Origin of the sequence: uncultured Bifidobacterium sp., assembly GCF_959020155.1 — a bacterium.
In the GTDB taxonomy this organism is placed as follows: domain Bacteria; phylum Actinomycetota; class Actinomycetes; order Actinomycetales; family Bifidobacteriaceae; genus Bifidobacterium.
Map to the genome: position 1 here is coordinate 1 of NZ_CAUERC010000006.1, position 16,053 is coordinate 16,053.

Here is a 16,053-nt window from a genome sequence, read left to right on the forward strand (position 1 = left end):
GATGGTACTGCACTCGAGAGGGTGTGGGAGAGTAGCACGCCGCCGCTTCAAACGTATCGGGCCTCCCGGTCGAGCCTTTGGCTCCCGGGAGGTCCCTTTTTTCATGCTCTCTTTCCGGGCTTCCCGGCGGGCGTCGCTCCAGGAACCTTTTTTTATCCCTGAACACAAGTAGGGCGCAAGCGTTTTATCGCAATGGGTTTATAGACTGGGCAACTATGCATTACTTCGTACCCAAACGTTGCACCGAGTCGAACAAGATCATGTATCACGACAAGGCAACGGCTCAGCAGGCCGCCGACCAGAGTTGGCGCGAACGCGGCACTGAGCTTTGGGTATACCGTTGCGATTTCTGCGGTACTTGGCATCTCACGCATCGCGATCCACAATCCAGCTACATGCATGTTCCGCTTAACCAGCAGCTCAAGCCACATTCCCGCAAGAAGGGCTACAAGCCCCGCAGAAGGTAATAGCAGAGCAATAGCAGGGCATAACAGGACAATACCGAGAACAAGGCAACATATAAAACCAAGGCCCGGCGGATTCATTGCAATCCACCGGGCCTTGTGTTGTATCAGCTTCGTATCAATGATACGAGCGCTGCCATGTATCTACCGCTCCAAACGGAAGCCCTGTCGCTTCGCCTGCACGGCAACGGCCTTGGCATTCACGCCCTCGTCAATCGCATTTGCCGCAATCTGGTCGCTGAACGTGTCCACCGGCCGTTCGGTATCGCGCAAATCGTAATACTTGTGCACTTCGGCGTCGAACGAATCCAAGCCGGACAGCAGCTTCTCATCGCTACTTGGATACTCGTTCTCGAAGAACTGCATGGAACGCGGCATACGTGGCTTGACGGCCGGCTCCTGATCGGGCTTGCCGATTGCAATGCCCAGCACCGGGTACGTGTATTCGGGCAGATTCAGCAGGTCGATCAGCGCGGGAACATCGTTGAGCAGCGAGCCGAGAATCACGCAACCCAAGCCGAGCGAGTACGCGGCCGTCTCCATCGCATGCAGTGCCAGAACCGCGTCGTTCTGCGCCTGCGTGAAACGATAGCTGCCATTGAGAGTGAACGCGTCGGACGCCACTTCCACGCCCTTACGTGCGGCGATCGCGGCATTGCGATGCTCGTCCAGCACGAACACGTACAGCAGCGGCGCGGTCGCGATATACGGCTGCCCGCCGATTTCGGCAAGACGCTTCTTGGCGGCTGGCTCGGTGACGCGGATGGCGGACCAGTCGTTCAGGAACTGGCTGCTCGCCGCATGCTGCGCCACGGTCTCCAACGTTTCGACGACGTCGTCCGGCAGCGGCTTCGGCTTGAATTTACGGATGGAACGACGCTCCAGCAGAGTGTCGACGGTTGCGTTATGAAGAATGTTGCTCATACCGCCATTGTTGTCCGCGCGGCGCGATTTTGCAAGGGAATCGGGCTAAATCCGTCTCCCTGTGAGAACATATCTACTTGAGACTGCTTTGCGATATTTGCGACGTATTTACTTGCGATGCGCCTGCCGTGCGTGCCGCCTGTCCACAATCGCCTTCGACCCGCGGCCGGACAGTTGCGATACGAGCGCGCCGAAACCGGCGGAAACCACGGCGAATACGATGCCGAGCGCCGCTTCCGCAGCCTCGTTCTTGGTACCGTCGGCACGGACGGCCTTGCGGCCGACGCTTTTCTTCCACACCATCTCGAACGCCTTGCCGAGCACCAGTCCGGCCAACGTGGGCACGACGGACTTGAAAATCTTATCGCCAAATGAATCGGGATCGTTCAGTCTCTGGTCGCGCATCGCATTCACCTTCTCGTCGACGGTGTGCAGGGCCGCCACCACGCGGTCCGCACTGGATTCCATATTCGGCATTTCACTCATGAAACCAGTGTAACGCGTCGGAAAACATGCCGGAATATGTGCGGGACACGTGGCGGAATGGGATGAAAACGCAGCTTGCGTCGGCTAGAGTAGAGACATGACTGAAACTCAACTGGGAGGCAATGCCGCTTCCGCAATCACCCCTGGCCGCTTGGTGCTGCTGCGTCACGGGCAGACCGTGTGGAGCGAATCCGGACAGCACACCGGCCGCACCAATATTCCGTTGACTGACATTGGCTGCGATCAGGCTCGTGCCGCCGGCGAACGGTTGCGTGAGGCGTTTCCCCAGGGTTTCGCGCAGGGGTGCATGTTCGCCAGTCCGTTGCGCAGAGCCCAGCAGACGGCGCAGCTGGCCGGATATGGCGATTTCGATGTGCTCCCTGAAATCGCGGAATGGGATTACGGCCGTGCCGAAGGGCGTACGCGCCAGGAAGTGAGTGCGGTGGGCGGTTTCGCTTGGGATGTGTGGCGCGACGGTCCGCAGGCACTTCCCGAATCGTTGGAAGGCGATTGGATTGAAACTTTGCCGAACGGCGAGCAGGTGCCCGTGCACAACGGTCCGGGTGAGACGGTGGAGGAAGCTGCGGCGCGCACACGTGAGGCGATCGCCACGGTCAAACCGTTGCTCGACGCTGGAAACGATGTGCTGCTGGTGGCGCATGCGCACGTTCTTCGTATCTTGACGTCGCAATGGCTCGGTGTTGATCCGCATTTCGCGCGGTTGCTGCGATTGGACACTGCGCATTATTGTGTATTAAGCCAATATAAAGGTGACAATGTCATCGAACACTGGAATTGCTGAATTATCGAACGGAACTGTTTGATATCGCTGAATATTATGGCGGTCCCTCCTTGGAACCGCCTTTTTATTGCATGCATGACTTGCCACTTTGCTGCGGCGTGTCGCAAACGCTTGCATAAAAGTATGCTCTCTAAAAGTATTGAAAATAAACGATTTTCGGGATTTCTTTCGATGGTGTGACGTCTGATTTTTGAATTCATTTTGCCTACGTTTGCAAAAATCGGGGAAATGCGGCACAATAGTGGTTGTTAGGAATCGTGATGACGCGATACCGCAAATTGTTTCCCAACGAGAAGCTGGGAACAGGAATGGAAGAGAAAGGTTCGATGATGAATCGTACTATTAAGGCAGCAGTTGGAATGGTCGCTATCGCGGCAATGTCTGTTGGCACGTTGGCTGCTTGCGGTGGTTCTAGCTCAAGTTCCGATAACGGCAAGGGCAAGGTGTACTTCCTTAACTTCAAGCCGGAATCCAGCGACGAATGGAAGAAGCTGGCCAAGGATTACACCAAGGAAACTGGTGTTGAGGTCAAGGTCCAGACCGCTGCTTCCGGTACATACGAACAGACTTTGAAGTCCGAGATTGCCAAGTCCGAGGCTCCGACCTTGTTCCAGGTCAACGGCCCTGTCGGCTACCAGAACTGGTCGTCCTACACCGAAGACATGTCCGATACTGAGCCGTACAAGCAGCTTATCAACAAGGATGTCGCCCTCAAGGATGGGGATAAGGTCGTCGGTGTTCCGTATGCCATGGAGACTTATGGCCTGATCTACAACAAGGATCTGCTGGCCAAGTACATTGCCACTGACGGCGCCAAGATCAAGAGCGTCGATGACATCGACAACTTCGATACCTTGAAGGCCGTGGCCGATGACATCCAGGCTAAGAAGGACCAGCTTGGTGTCAAGGGCGCGTTCACCTCCGCCGGCTTCGACTCCAGCTCCGACTGGCGTTTCAAGACCCATTTGGCTAACCTGCCGCTTTACTATGAGTTCAAGGATGACAACGTCACCAAGCAGCCGGAGACCATCAAGGGCACCTACCTGCCGGAATATAAGAACATCTTCGATTTGTATCTGAAGGACTCCACCACCGAGCCGACCCAGCTGAGCTCCAAGACCGGTGATGATTCTACCTCCGAGTTCTCCCTCGGCGAGGCTGTGTTCTATCAGAACGGCACCTGGGCATGGTCCGATCTGCAGAAGGCCGGCATGAAGGCTGACAGCGTTGGCATGATCCCGATCTACATCGGTGCCAAGGGCGAAGAGAAGCAGGGTCTGGCCACCGGTTCCGAGAACTACTGGTGCATCAACTCCAAGGCTTCCGACGCTGACAAGAAGGCCACCAAGGACTTCCTGAAGTGGGTCGTCACCAGCAAGACCGGCATCAAGTCTCTGTCCAGCGACATGGGCTTCACCACCCCGTTCAAGTCCTTCAGCGACGTCAAGTCCGACAATCCGCTGGTCCAGGCTGCTGTTGATGATCAGAACTCCGGCAAGACCGCAGTCTCTTGGAACTTCACCATGATGCCGTCCGAAGAGTGGAAGAACAAGCTTGGTTCCGCCCTCCTCGAATACGCTCAGGGTACCGGTGACTGGGATGCCGTCAAGACCGCGTTTGTTGACGGTTGGAAGACTGAGTACGACGCTGTTCACTGAGATTGTGTTGCACCATGAGTTGCAAATCGCAATTCAATAACTGAATAAGCTAGCTGAGGTCGAGGATTTTTCCTTTCCTCTCTTCGCCCCAGCCGGTTGTGGAGACAACGGAAGGCCGTCATCGCAATGTTCTGCGATGACGGCCTTTCTGTGTTTCGTACGTTTGCCGTGTGCGCAATGTGCGGCAAACGTCAGTGACGCAGTCTGGCGGTGGTCGATCGGACGATTAGCTGTGCGGGAAACGTCTTGAACGGCTCGTCAAGCGGCTGCTTGTCAATCAGGGCAAGCGTCATACGGGCCGCCTCGTGTGCCATCTCGACCGGTGTCTGACGGATGGTGGTCAAACCGAGATCGCGAGCGTAGGTGCTGTCGTCGTAGCCAATGATGGAGATGTCGTTCGGTATTGTGAAACCGTTGCGTTCCAGCTGGAACAGTAGCGGAATTGCGATGCCGTCTTCCTGACAGGCAATCGCCGTGGGCATGTGGTCCGAGCTGAGCAGCTGCGTGACGACTTTGCTGATGTTGTTCTTGCCTTCGTCGGTAACGAACACGCGCGGTTCGACGCCATTGGACTTGCAGCACGTCATGAACGAATCGAAACGGCCCTGCACGCTGAAGTGCAGCGTCACTTCACGGTCGGTACGGATGTAAGCGATATCGCGATGGCCAAGCGTTATCAAGTGGCGTGCGGCCAATTCGGATCCCTGCTTGTCATCGATGCGCACGGCGGCGTTGAAGCCGCGCTCTTCCGGCAAGCTCGAATTGATGCCGATGATTGGCACATCGACTGACCTGAGTTGCCTGATTTCGTTGCTGTCGATGTCGAAGGAAATGACGATTACGGCGTCGACATTGCGGCGTACCGGCAGCATGTCGAAGAACGCGCGGCGTTCCTCGGCGCTGGACATCTGATAGATTGAGATGTCGTAGCCTTCATCATGGAAGGATTCGTTCAGTCCTTCCATGATGGACGAACTGAACCACAGATTGAGTCGGCCGGAAATCAGCACCGCGATTCGTAGCGCGCGGCCGGTTTTGAGTGCTGCAGCGGAGCGCGAGATGGAAAAATTTAATTCGTCGGCGGCTTTCATGACTTTGTCACGCGTGGCTTTCGACACAAGGTCGGGACGTGTGAAGGAGCGAGAAACCGTTGAAATGGAGACGTGCGCAAGTTGTGCCACGTCTTGAATGCTGCTTTTCATGGTGACCCCTTGTATAGTAGAACTACTGGATATTCAGCATACTGTATTGAAACACTCTTGCAAAAGTTGGATTACAAACGTTTTCATTTGTGCCACAGTTGTTGCGGGGCTGATATTTACAATGCTTTCAGGCTGTCAATACTATGACAACGATGCAGAATATATGATTTATGACATGTAAAAATGACAACGTTTGACATTTCGCGTCGCGCTGTTTATTATAACAACTGTAAAAACTAAAAAGGCGAAAAACAATGCAGTGATTCGCCGATTTGGGGCAGTTGGTTTTCCATGCCGCGTTGCTGCGGTGTTGGAATGGAGAGGAAAGAAAGCAGGCAAGCTATGATCAGCATGGCCGGCAAAGCGATACGAAAGTGGTGGGCTCTGTTTGCGCTACCGACGTTCGCTGCATTTATCATCGGGTTTGTAATCCCGTTCATCATGGGTGTGTATTTGAGTTTCTGCAAGTTCACAACTGTGACTGACTCGGAATTCATTGGACTTAAAAACTATCAGAAGGCACTTGCGGATAAGGAATTCCTGCATGCGTTAGGTTTCTCGACGGCGCTGACCATTGTCACTACGGTTGTGATCAATGTGGTTGCGTTTGCCATCGCATATATGCTTACCAAGGCCATCAAGGGCTCCAACATCTTCCGTTCGGTGTTCTTCATGCCGAACCTCATCGGTGGCATTATCCTGGGCTACATCTGGATGCTGCTGCTCAACGGCATTCTCGCTCACTGGGGCCGCGCGTTGACGTATAGCGCAACCTACGGCTTCTGGGGCTTGGTCATCTTGGTGTGCTGGCAGCAGATTGGCTATATGATGATTATCTACATCGCAGGCATGCAGTCGCTGCCGACCGACGTGCTCGAAGCGGCTTCCGTGGACGGCGCAAACGGCACCCAGACCATGTTCAAGATCATCATTCCGCTGATGATGCCGTCTATCACCGTATGCTCGTTCCTGTGCGTCACCAACGGCTTCAAGCTGTACGATCAGAACCTTGCATTGACCAACGGCGCTCCGTCGAACATGTCTGAAGGTCTGGCAATGAACATTACCCGCACGTTCTACGGCCGTATGGGCTGGGAAGGCGTCGGCCAAGCGAAGGCAGTGCTGTTCTTCATTCTGGTGGCCATCGTGGCGCTCATCCAGAACAAGCTCACCACGAGCAAGGAGGTGGAGGCATGAACTCCGGAGAAAAAGTCAAGCACGGCGCACTGTGGTCCGTACTGTTCGCGGTGGTTTCGCTGGCGTGGATCTTCCCGATCGTGCTGGTGATCATCAACTCTTTCAAGCAGAAGGCGTATATTTCTCGTAACGCGTTCTCCCTGCCGACCGGTAAGGCGTTCGTTGGACTTGAAAACTATACGCGTGGCCTCGATACCACGAACTTCTTTGCCAGTTTCGGCTGGACCCTGCTCATCACTGTCGGTTCCGTGGCGCTGATTCTGGTGTGCACTTCGATGTGCGCATGGTGGATTGTCCGCGTGAACAACTGGGCTGCAAAGCTGCTGTACACGTTGTTCCTGTTCAACATGATTGTACCGTTCCAGATGGTCATGTTCACCCTCTCCAAGCTGGCCGATATGCTCAAGCTCAACACCCCGTGGGGTCTGTGCTTCGTGTATCTGGGCTTCGGCGCTGGTCTGGCCGTGTTCATCTTCACCGGTGTGGTTAAGGGCATTCCGGAATCGCTGGAAGAATCCGCCATGATCGATGGTGCTTCCGTGCCGCGTATCTTCTTCCAGATCGTTGTGCCGATCATGAAGCCGTCCATTGTGTCCGTGGCTATTCTGCAGGCCATGTGGATCTGGAACGACTACCTGCTGCCGTACCTGACGCTCGACCTGGGCAAGTACAAGACCATTTCCGTGGCGGTGCAGTATCTGAAGGGCGGTTATGGTTCCGTGGATATGGGCGCCATGATGGCATGCCTAGTTATGGCCATCATCCCGATCATCATCTTCTACCTCATCTGCCAGAAGTACATCGTCAAGGGTGTTATGGCTGGAGCCGTTAAGGGCTGATCTTCGATCAGCCCTTAGGGAACAGCGCAGTGCGCTGTTCCCAGGCTCCAGCCCGAGCGGCTATGCCGCGAGGGTAACGTTGAGCCCGCGCGTAGCGCGGTCCTTAATTGCAGGGCCGAAGGCGGCGCGGTGAAGGGCTGATTTTCACCCAGAAAAATTTAAGGGACTGATGCGAATCAGTCCCTTTTTTCGTGCCTAATTACTTGCTGATGTACTTGCGGAAGACATGCTCGAGAATCGGCGAATGCAGCATCAGCATCGTGCCATACCCCAGTATGAGCAGCAGGAACAGGCCCTGCGGCATGTAAACCCAGCTGGCCACGAGCAGCGCCACGTACACCGCGTCGATCGCAACCAATGCCAACGTGTGGCCGATGTTGCTCACGCCGAACACAAAAGCGTTGCCAAGCGTGCGCCAGAACGAGTTCTCGAACCGCGCCTGCAACGCCCACACCCATTCGAAACCGATGAGCCACACAATCGTCAACGCGAATTTCGGAATGAGCAGCGGCGTGATCTGCAGCACGATCCACGAGTAGACGCACAGCGTGCCGGTCGTGCCGAAAATCAGCCAATAGCCGGTCGATTTCGCAAAATTCGAACGGAACGCCTTGAAATAATTGCGCGTCGCCGTGCCTTCGCCGGACAGCGTGCGACGGACGGCGTCGTGGCCGGCGGTCAGTGCCGCGCCGATCGTGATGATCGGAATGCTGGTGACGAGCATCAGAATGTTGATCCAGATCGCGTCGACGGCGTCGCTCAGGCCGCGCATAAAGCCGGAATCGGGGGAGAGGAACTTCATAATCGCCTTTCGTATGGCATCCGTATAGCAACGTATGCAAGTCGAATCTTCTGCGATTCTACTCGATACAGCTGGAGTATGCACATTTTCGTCAAACGTTTGATGTGCTGCAATGATTAAGTTTTCATTAGCGTTTCGCTTTGCTTGATGTTATCGTTTTCATGTAGCGGAGACAGTGCTCCGCATCCGATGGACTACGACAAAAGGGGTTATGGTGACAGCAAACAACATGCGTGACGATTGGTGGAAGCAAGCCGTCGTCTACCAGATCTACCCGCGCAGCTTCAAAGACGTGAACGGCGACGGGTTGGGAGACATCGCCGGCGTCACCGAGAAAATGGATTACCTGAAGAATCTCGGCATCGACGCGATCTGGCTGAGCCCGTTCTACCCGTCCGACCTGGCCGACGGCGGCTACGACGTGATCGACTACCGCAACGTGGACCCGCGCCTCGGCACCATGGCCGATTTCGACGCGATGGCCGCCGCCGCGCATGAAGCCGGCATCAAGGTGATCGTCGACATCGTGCCGAACCACACGTCCAACAAGCACAAGATGTTCATCGAGGCGCTCGCCGCCGGCCGCGGTTCGGCCGCACGCGACCGCTACATCTTCCGCGAAGGCCGCGGCGAGCACGGCGAGCTGCCGCCGAACGACTGGCAGTCGCTGTTCGGCGGCCCGGCGTGGCAGCAGGTCGATGACGGACAGTGGTACCTGCACATGTTCGCCAAGGAGCAGCCGGATCTGAATTGGAAGAATCCGGACGTGCACGAGGAATTCAAGAAAACGTTGAGATTCTGGTCCGACCACGGCGCCGACGGCTTCCGCATCGACGTGGCGCACGGCTTGGCCAAGGACCTCGATTCCGTGCCGCTGGCCGACATGGATCCGGCCGCGGTGCAGCATGTGCTGCCGGCGGACGGCGCGTTCAGCCCGCTGTGGGACCGTCCGGAAGTGCACGACATCTACCGCGAATGGCGTCAGGTGTTCAACGAGTACAATCCGCCGCGTTTCGCCGTCGGCGAGGCGTGGGTGAAGGCCGAATCGCAGCATCTGTACGCGTCCACCGACGAGCTCGGCCAGGTGTTCAATTTCGAGTTCGCCGAAGCCAACTGGTTCGCCGACGAGTTCCGTACGGCCATTGCTGACGGCTTGCGCGCCGCCGAGGAAACGCACGGTTCCACCACGACGTGGGTTATGAACAACCACGATGTGCCGCGCAGTCCGTCGCGTTTCGGTCTGCCGCAGGTGAAGGACGCTCCGTACCACCAGCTGGCGCACGATTGGCTGTTGCGTGACGGAGAGACCTACCGCGAGAATCGTGAGCTCGGCACCCGTCGCGCCCGCGCAGCCGCGCTGATGGAACTGGGCCTGCCGGGTTCCGCCTACGTGTATCAGGGCGAGGAACTGGGCCTGTTCGAAGTGGCGAACATTCCGTGGGATCGTCTTGAGGATCCGACGCCGTTCAACACCCGTCGCAACTTCACCGACAAGGGTCGTGATGGCTGCCGTGCACCGATGCCGTGGAAGGCTGCCGATTGCGGCGAACCGGCTTCGTGGAGCCCGGACTTCATCACCGGCGGCACGTTCGGTTTCGGCCCGGAGCAGGGCGATTCCGCCGACGCGCACCTGCCGCAGCCGGCCTGGTTCAAGGATTTCGCGGCCGACGTCGAGGCCGATGACAACGGTTCCATGCTGCACTTGTACCGCAAGCTGTTGCAGTTGCGACAGACGGTGCTGACGGCAACCGGAGACACGTCCGCCGACCTGCTGGACATGGGCGATACGGTGGTCGCCTACTCGCGTCCGGCCACGGAAGGCCGTCGATTCCTGTCCGTCACCAATTTCGGCGACGAGCCGATCGCCCTGCCGGACGATGCGGTCGCCATCGCAAATTCCGTGCCGTTGACGGACGACGGCAAGCTGGATAGCGACGCCTCCGTATGGCTGCTGCTGGGCTGATCGACCGCTGAACCTAACTGCTCCCAAATCGCCTTGCGTATATGAAAAATTCCGGCCCTCCACAAGGAGGACCGGAATTTTGGTTTGTAAGGAAAGGGGAATGGTAAGTCTAAACGCTACTTCTCGCCGTTCATGATGGCGGCAAGCGATTGCACGCGCGGCAGATCGAACACCTCATCGGTGTGCACCACCTTGAGGTCCGGGCCTGCCAGCGGCACACGCCAGTTGGAGTATTCACTGGACGTGCCCGGCTGGTTCTGCGTGCGCGTCTCGCCCACGCCATCCACCAGCGCGGCCTGCAGCAGCACGGACGGCGACTTGAGCAGCATCTTGTGCATCGCCTCGACGATTTCCTGGATGTGGCCTTCCACATCGCCCGCCACTTCCGGCGTGATCAGGCCGGACTCCACGAGACGGTCCATCATCGCGTCGCGTTCGGCGGTGGCGGAAGCCTGGAACTCCTCGACCGGGCCGGACAGCAGGTGCAGCTGTTCGCGCAGCTTGACGTGCTCGAACTGCAGGTAGCCGGCGGTCGGCGGCAGGTCGTGCGTGGTGACGGAAGCCAGCGCGTACTTGCGGTACGTGGACGGATCGGCGTACGGGTCGCCGGCGTTGGGGGAGTCGTCCACGCGGGCGAACCATTCCACCATGCAGCCCAGCAGGCCGTGCTCGCCGAGTACCGTGCGTACGTAATCAGGCACGGTGCCCAGATCCTCGCCGACCACCAAACCGTTCACGCGGGACGCTTCAATGGTCAGGATCGCGATCATCGCCTCATAGTCGTACGTAACGTACGCGCCACCGCGCGCGCCTTCGCCCTGCGGAATCCACCACAGACGGAATAGGCCGAGTACATGGTCGATGCGCACCGCGCCCGCGTGCGAGAACATGTTGTGCACCATCTCGCGGTACACGCCATAACCAGTTTTGGCCAGATAATTCGGATTGAACGGCGGCTGGCCCCAATCCTGACCCTGCTGGTTGTAGAAGTCCGGTGGGCAGCCCACGGTTACGCTGCCTACTGCGAAACGTTCCGGATTCCACCACACGTCCGCGCCGAGCGAGTGCACGCCCACGGCCATATCCTGCATGAGGCCGAGTGCCATACCGCTGTCACGGGCGGCGTTCTGCGCGGCTGTCACCTGCTCGTCGGCGATCCACTGCAGCCAGCATTCGAAATCGACCATATCGGCGTGCTCGCGCATGAGCTTCACCACTTCAGGCGAATCGCGGTTCGTGTCCTTGAACCACGTGCCTTCCCACGGCGCGCCCCACACCTGGAACGCCACCGACCATGCGGCGAACGCGCGCAGATCCGGACCCGCGGCCTCCTTGAACGCGTCGAACGCGGCCTGACGCTCGACGGAACGCGGCACGTTGTACACAAGCTGCAGCGCCTGGCGCTTGTGCCACCAAGCGGAATTGATGTCGAGCGGCTCGATACTGTCGTTGGCTGGCGAGACTTCCGCGTGCAGACGCGCCACTTCGGCCTGGTCCGCCTCGTTGAGTTCCGCATATTCAGCGATATCCTGCGGACGGATGTACGTCACATTGAGAAAACGACGCGATTCGGGAAGATACGGCGACGGCTCCAGCGGCGGCACCGGCGCGGTGGCGTGAATCGGGTTGATAAGCATGAAATCGGCATGCGATTTCGTTGCCGCGTCGGACAGCAGCAGCTTCAGATCGCCATAGTCGCCCACGCCCCAGGATTCAGCGGAACGGATGGAATACATCTGTGCCATCCAGCCCCAACGTTGCTTTTCCGCTACTGCTGGCGGCAGTTCGATGCGTGCCGGTGCGCAGATCAGCGCGGCTTCGGCGTGCAGCGGGCCGGCATCGACGGCCAGCGTGTGGTAGCCGGCGGGAATATCGTCCGGCAGCGTCAGTTGCAGCGAGCCGTCATCTGCGTTCGAGCCCGTCAGATACGCGGTCAGATCGCCCGCATATTCCGTGCCGTCTTCCAACGTCAGCTTCAGCGCCACGTCGTTTCCTTTCGCGCGGATTGGCGTGACGGCTTCCTTGCCGATGAACTTCACGACGGTCGGCTCAACAAGTGTGTCTGCGATGCGCTGCTGGGTCGCCGCATAGGAGGCGGTGATCGCTTCGTCGCTGGATGCGTCCACGCCGAGTGCGGCCAATACGGAGACGAGCACTTCGTCGCGGATTTCCACATAGGTGCCGAGCTGGTCGATATACGACGTGGAAATGCCATTGAGCTTGGCGAGCTGGATAAGAGGCCGTGCGATGCGTTCTGCGCTTTCGGTCTGCTGGGTCTGTGTCATAGGTCCCTTCTTTCCGCGCCGTTTGTGACGGCTGACATGCTACATTGCTTGCGATTGCCGCAGCTTCGATGCTGGTGGCATTCGCACCAAAGATAACTATATCACGGTATGATATCGTTTTCAAAGCGTGTTTTGCGGTAAGAGAGTGTTGCTATATTGCGATTTTGCTCTAATTTCAGGAATATAGATAACCGGAATTGTTTTTCCATATTGACTATCGTTTGCAATACGAAGGCGCAGCGCTCCGCATTGCAAACGATTATTCCAACGGGGCATTGCTCGTCTGCTACTCGGCTTCGAGAATTGCAAAGCTTTGCAGACCTAGACGCAGCGAAGTGCCGCTAATTTCGTTTTCGCCGATGCTGAAAATCGTCCGATAACTACCATCTGGTAGCTGCAAAGCTTTGCAATCGCGGCTTGGATTGACGGCTATGATCAGCTTCTGCAGGTGGGTGGAACGCTCGAAAACGAACACTCTATCGCGTTCGATTGCATGGAACGTAGCCCCCGACCGCAAGGCGTCGCATTCCCCCTTGACGTGGAGTATGGAGCGCACCGTATGCCACAGTGATTCGGCGTCGGCCTGCTGTGCGGCGACGGTCGGGGCGTCGGCGGACGGGTCGGCGGGCAGGTAGCTGCCACCGGTCACATCGCCAGCCCGAGTGTCCGATTCTGCAGAATCGGACACGTGAAGTGCTCCGGATGCGTCGTTCGCACCCCACTGCATCGGTGTGCGCGAACCGGTGCGCACGTAGCCGCCTTCTTTGCCGGGCAGTGCGCGGTATCGCATGCCGATTTCGTCGCCGTAATACAGGAACGGCACGCCCGGCATCGCGAACAGCGTGCAGTATGCCAGGGCGATTTCGCGCTGCGACAGTCGCGGCGCCACGCGTGCGGTGTCGTGGTTGCAGGTGATGAAATTAAAATTTCCGTCGGCCGTTTCCGCTTCGCGCAGACGCGGCTCGTACTCGTCCAGGAATTTGCTGATCGGCGTGCCGGAATCGGCGTTGAAATAGCTCTTGTCGCCCTTGCGGCTCAACGGGTCGTCCACGTTGCGCAACAGCATGTTGTAGCCGTTGGGAACGCCGTCCCAACGCCAATCGAGATAGAAATCCATGTCGAAGCCGGCGGCCATCGACTCCTCTGGCCGTCCCCATTCCGAAACGAACGCGGCTTCGGGGAAGGCCGGGCGGATCCGGGCGAACATGTACTGCCAGGTGCGGATGGTGTAAGGCTTGCCCTCATCGTCCTTTTTGACGAGGCTGTCGGCCATATCCACGCGAAAGCCGTCTGCGCCACGGGAAAGCCAGAACCGCATGACGTCCACCATCGCGTCGCAAGTGGCCTTCGCGTCCGGACCAAGGGCTGGCTTCTGCCAGCTACGTTCGGGGTGCGCGAAACCGTAGTTGAGCGCCGGCTGGCATTTGAAGAAGTTCAAGATGTAGGTACCGTTGCGGGGCGATTCGCCGCCGATGAATGGCAGTCCGTCGCCACCGGAGATCCATGAGTCTGTCCAGATGTAGCGGTCGGAATAATTGTTTCGTTCGGCCTTGCAACTGCGGTGGAACCACTCGTGTTCCTCGCTGGTGTGGCCTGGCACGAGATCGAGGATCACGTGCATGTCGCGCCGGTGGGCGGCGTCGAACAACGCAATGAGATCGTCGTTGGTGCCGTAGCGTGATGCCACCTTTTTGTAGTCGCGCACGTCGTAGCCGGCGTCTTTGAATGGCGAGTCGAAACAGGGATTGAGCCAGATCGCGTTGCATCCGAGATCCTTGATGTAGTCCAGTTTTAAAGTGATTCCGGGGATGTCTCCGATGCCGTCGCCATTGGAGTCGACGAAGGACTGTGGATAGATTTCATAAAAAATTGCGTCGGCAAGCCATTTGGGGTGGGGGTGTTTCGCGGGGGAAGGCATGAGGGTGTGTCTCCTTGATGTTTCGCGGTTTGCGGTGTTTCTTTGAAACAATCATAGCGCTGAATTGCAAACGTTGGCAGAAACGTGCTACACTAACAAGCACTGATGCATTTTCGGTAGCCCCAATGCGGTCGGCAATCATCCGAGAAACGATGATGTGAACGTATGCAGGGTTTTGGTCCATACCATCCAACCGGAGATGTTGCAGAGCACAAGGATATGTGAGGAAAGGAAGATCAATGAAGATCGATTGGAAGAAGGCAATCGGACTTACTGCTGCTGTTGCCATGCTGGTTCCGCTCGCTGCGTGCGGCGGCTCCGACAATGGTGGAAGCGATAAGAAGGCCTCCGGCACCCAGAACATCACCCTGAGCGTCTGGGCTCCGCAGGAAGACCAGGCCAAGGACACCAACTGGCTGGGCAAGGTCGAAGAGAACTTCGCCAAGGCGCATCCGGAATACAATATCACGTGGAAGAATGACGTGGTCTCTGAAGGCGATGCTTCCAAGCAGGTCAGCACTGATCCGTCCGCGGCGGCCGATGTCTATATGTTCGCTTCCGATCAGTTGGGTGTTCTAATGGACGCCAAGGCCATTGGCCAGCTGGGCACCGACGCTGAGAAGCAGGTGAAGGAACAGAACGGTGACCTCGAAGTCAACTCCGTCACCGGCACCGATGGCAAGCTCTATGGCGTGCCGTACACCGACAACACGTGGTTCATGTACTACAACAAGTCCAAGATCACCGAGGATGAGGCCAAGGACTTCGATACCATCCTTTCCAAGGCCAAGGTCGCGTTCTCTCTGCAGAATTCTTGGTACATCAACGGCTTCTATGATGGCCTGAGCCTGTTCGGCGAGAAGGGCAATGATGCTGACGCAGGCATGGTCTTCCCGAAGGACGGCGCCGATATCACCTCTTATCTGGTTGATGTGGTCGCCAACCCGAACTTCTCCAACGACGATGGCGCTTCCGGCCTCGCAGCCATCAAGGATGGCTCCGCCGACGTGCTGTTCTCCGGTACCTGGTCCGCTAAGGACGTGAAGGAGGCCCTGGGTGACAACTACGCCGCCACCTCTCTGCCGACCTTCACCGTGAACGGCCAGAAGAAGCAGATGAAGTCCTTCGCCGCCACCAAGGCCGCTGCTTACAACCCGAACGCCAAGAACCCGAAGGCCGCCGCTCAGTTCGCGGCTTACCTCGGCTCCACCGAAGCTCAGAAGCTGCACTACGAGATGCGCGCCATCCCGCCGACCGACAAGTCCCTGTCCGACCTGACCACCGACGACATCGCAGCCAAGGCCCAGGCCGACACCATGGCCAACACCGCCCTCCTGCAGTCCGGTCTGTCCGGCATGAACGATTGGTGGACTCCGGCCGAAACCTTCGGCAAGGCCCTGGTCAACAAGGAAATCACCAAGGACAACGCTGCCGCCAAGTACCAGGATTGGGTCAAGCAGGCCGGTGGCAAGATCGCTGAGTGAAATCAGTAATCCTAAAAATCCAATAACTG

13 protein-coding genes are annotated in these 16,053 nt (G+C 57.6%); 7 read left to right on the forward strand and 6 right to left on the reverse strand.

The annotated features are described in order from the left end of the window. The first annotated feature begins 215 nt into the window (after window positions 1–215). A complete protein-coding gene (locus Q5H31_RS03145; protein ID WP_003811303.1) occupies window positions 216–467 on the forward strand; it encodes a hypothetical protein in 252 nt (83 codons plus the stop codon). 141 nt (window positions 468–608) lie between these two features. Here the strand turns inward: Q5H31_RS03145 and Q5H31_RS03150 are convergent, their stop codons facing one another. Beyond that, the gene (locus Q5H31_RS03150) at window positions 609–1,388 is read right to left on the reverse strand and encodes a nitroreductase family protein (RefSeq protein WP_302457488.1); all 780 of its coding nucleotides are present in this window, start codon (window positions 1,386–1,388) and stop codon (window positions 609–611) included. A 108-nt stretch (window positions 1,389–1,496) separates the two neighbouring features. Then, complete coding sequence (locus tag Q5H31_RS03155) at window positions 1,497–1,874, reverse strand: DUF4235 domain-containing protein (protein ID WP_003811300.1); 378 nt, start codon at window positions 1,872–1,874, stop codon at window positions 1,497–1,499. 97 nt (window positions 1,875–1,971) lie between these two features. Here Q5H31_RS03155 and Q5H31_RS03160 point away from each other — a divergent pair, with 97 nt between their 5' ends. Both Q5H31_RS03160 and Q5H31_RS03165 read left to right on the forward strand, forming a co-directional pair. Next, window positions 1,972–2,676: a histidine phosphatase family protein gene (locus tag Q5H31_RS03160; RefSeq protein WP_035011415.1), complete on the forward strand. Its 705-nt coding sequence runs from the start codon at window positions 1,972–1,974 to the stop codon at window positions 2,674–2,676. A gap of 308 nt (window positions 2,677–2,984) precedes the next feature. Further along, entirely contained in the window at window positions 2,985–4,334 is a 1,350-nt protein-coding gene (locus Q5H31_RS03165) for an ABC transporter substrate-binding protein (protein WP_034984887.1), read from the forward strand. A gap of 191 nt (window positions 4,335–4,525) precedes the next feature. On the opposite strand, the gene Q5H31_RS03170 is transcribed toward Q5H31_RS03165, so the two are convergent. Beyond that, window positions 4,526–5,536, reverse strand: a complete 1,011-nt coding sequence (locus tag Q5H31_RS03170) for a LacI family DNA-binding transcriptional regulator (RefSeq protein ID WP_055055017.1) — start codon at window positions 5,534–5,536, stop codon at window positions 4,526–4,528. A 342-nt stretch (window positions 5,537–5,878) separates the two neighbouring features. Between Q5H31_RS03170 and Q5H31_RS03175 the strand changes: the two genes are divergently transcribed. Together Q5H31_RS03175 and Q5H31_RS03180 are read left to right on the forward strand one after the other, a co-directional pair. Beyond that, window positions 5,879–6,733, forward strand: coding sequence for a carbohydrate ABC transporter permease (locus Q5H31_RS03175; RefSeq protein WP_034984726.1), 855 nt, complete (start codon window positions 5,879–5,881; stop codon window positions 6,731–6,733). After that, entirely contained in the window at window positions 6,730–7,572 is an 843-nt protein-coding gene (locus Q5H31_RS03180) for a carbohydrate ABC transporter permease (RefSeq protein ID WP_003811287.1), read from the forward strand. The genes Q5H31_RS03175 and Q5H31_RS03180 overlap by 4 nt, the downstream gene beginning before the upstream one ends. 199 nt (window positions 7,573–7,771) lie before the next feature. Here Q5H31_RS03180 and Q5H31_RS03185 read toward each other — a convergent pair whose 3' ends face one another. Continuing rightward, entirely contained in the window at window positions 7,772–8,374 is a 603-nt protein-coding gene (locus Q5H31_RS03185) for a YesL family protein (RefSeq protein ID WP_011743859.1), read from the reverse strand. Window positions 8,375–8,588: 214 nt separating this feature from the next. Here Q5H31_RS03185 and Q5H31_RS03190 point away from each other — a divergent pair, with 214 nt between their 5' ends. Next, the gene (locus Q5H31_RS03190) at window positions 8,589–10,337 is read left to right on the forward strand and encodes an alpha-amylase family glycosyl hydrolase (RefSeq protein WP_033500354.1); all 1,749 of its coding nucleotides are present in this window, start codon (window positions 8,589–8,591) and stop codon (window positions 10,335–10,337) included. 116 nt (window positions 10,338–10,453) lie between these two features. Here the strand turns inward: Q5H31_RS03190 and malQ are convergent, their stop codons facing one another. Continuing rightward, window positions 10,454–12,622 carry a 4-alpha-glucanotransferase gene (gene malQ, locus Q5H31_RS03195; protein WP_039775972.1) on the reverse strand — a complete coding sequence of 723 codons (2,169 nt, stop codon included), beginning with the start codon at window positions 12,620–12,622 and terminating at the stop codon, window positions 10,454–10,456. Between the two features lie 286 nt (window positions 12,623–12,908). Then, on the reverse strand, window positions 12,909–14,540 hold the full coding sequence (locus tag Q5H31_RS03200) for an alpha-amylase family glycosyl hydrolase (RefSeq protein ID WP_302457489.1): 1,632 nt from the start codon (window positions 14,538–14,540) through the stop codon (window positions 12,909–12,911). Window positions 14,541–14,779: 239 nt separating this feature from the next. On the opposite strand from Q5H31_RS03200, the gene Q5H31_RS03205 reads away from it, so the two are divergent. Continuing rightward, a complete protein-coding gene (locus Q5H31_RS03205) occupies window positions 14,780–16,024 on the forward strand; it encodes an extracellular solute-binding protein (protein WP_085382754.1) in 1,245 nt (414 codons plus the stop codon). Window positions 16,025–16,053: the final 29 nt, after the last annotated feature.

What these genes read in the sequence shown, in the direction of transcription:
- Q5H31_RS03145 (WP_003811303.1), top strand. Translation starts at nt 216, where the DNA reads ATGCATTACTTCGTACCCAAACGTTGCACCGAGTCGAACAAGATCATG.
- Q5H31_RS03150 (WP_302457488.1), bottom strand. Translation starts at nt 1,388, where the DNA reads ATGAGCAACATTCTTCATAACGCAACCGTCGACACTCTGCTGGAGCGT.
- Q5H31_RS03155 (WP_003811300.1), bottom strand. Translation starts at nt 1,874, where the DNA reads ATGAGTGAAATGCCGAATATGGAATCCAGTGCGGACCGCGTGGTGGCG.
- Q5H31_RS03160 (WP_035011415.1), top strand. Translation starts at nt 1,972, where the DNA reads ATGACTGAAACTCAACTGGGAGGCAATGCCGCTTCCGCAATCACCCCT.
- Q5H31_RS03165 (WP_034984887.1), top strand. Translation starts at nt 2,985, where the DNA reads ATGGAAGAGAAAGGTTCGATGATGAATCGTACTATTAAGGCAGCAGTT.
- Q5H31_RS03170 (WP_055055017.1), bottom strand. Translation starts at nt 5,536, where the DNA reads ATGAAAAGCAGCATTCAAGACGTGGCACAACTTGCGCACGTCTCCATT.
- Q5H31_RS03175 (WP_034984726.1), top strand. Translation starts at nt 5,879, where the DNA reads ATGATCAGCATGGCCGGCAAAGCGATACGAAAGTGGTGGGCTCTGTTT.
- Q5H31_RS03180 (WP_003811287.1), top strand. Translation starts at nt 6,730, where the DNA reads ATGAACTCCGGAGAAAAAGTCAAGCACGGCGCACTGTGGTCCGTACTG.
- Q5H31_RS03185 (WP_011743859.1), bottom strand. Translation starts at nt 8,374, where the DNA reads ATGAAGTTCCTCTCCCCCGATTCCGGCTTTATGCGCGGCCTGAGCGAC.
- malQ (WP_039775972.1), bottom strand. Translation starts at nt 12,622, where the DNA reads ATGACACAGACCCAGCAGACCGAAAGCGCAGAACGCATCGCACGGCCT.
- Q5H31_RS03200 (WP_302457489.1), bottom strand. Translation starts at nt 14,540, where the DNA reads ATGCCTTCCCCCGCGAAACACCCCCACCCCAAATGGCTTGCCGACGCA.
- Q5H31_RS03205 (WP_085382754.1), top strand. Translation starts at nt 14,780, where the DNA reads ATGAAGATCGATTGGAAGAAGGCAATCGGACTTACTGCTGCTGTTGCC.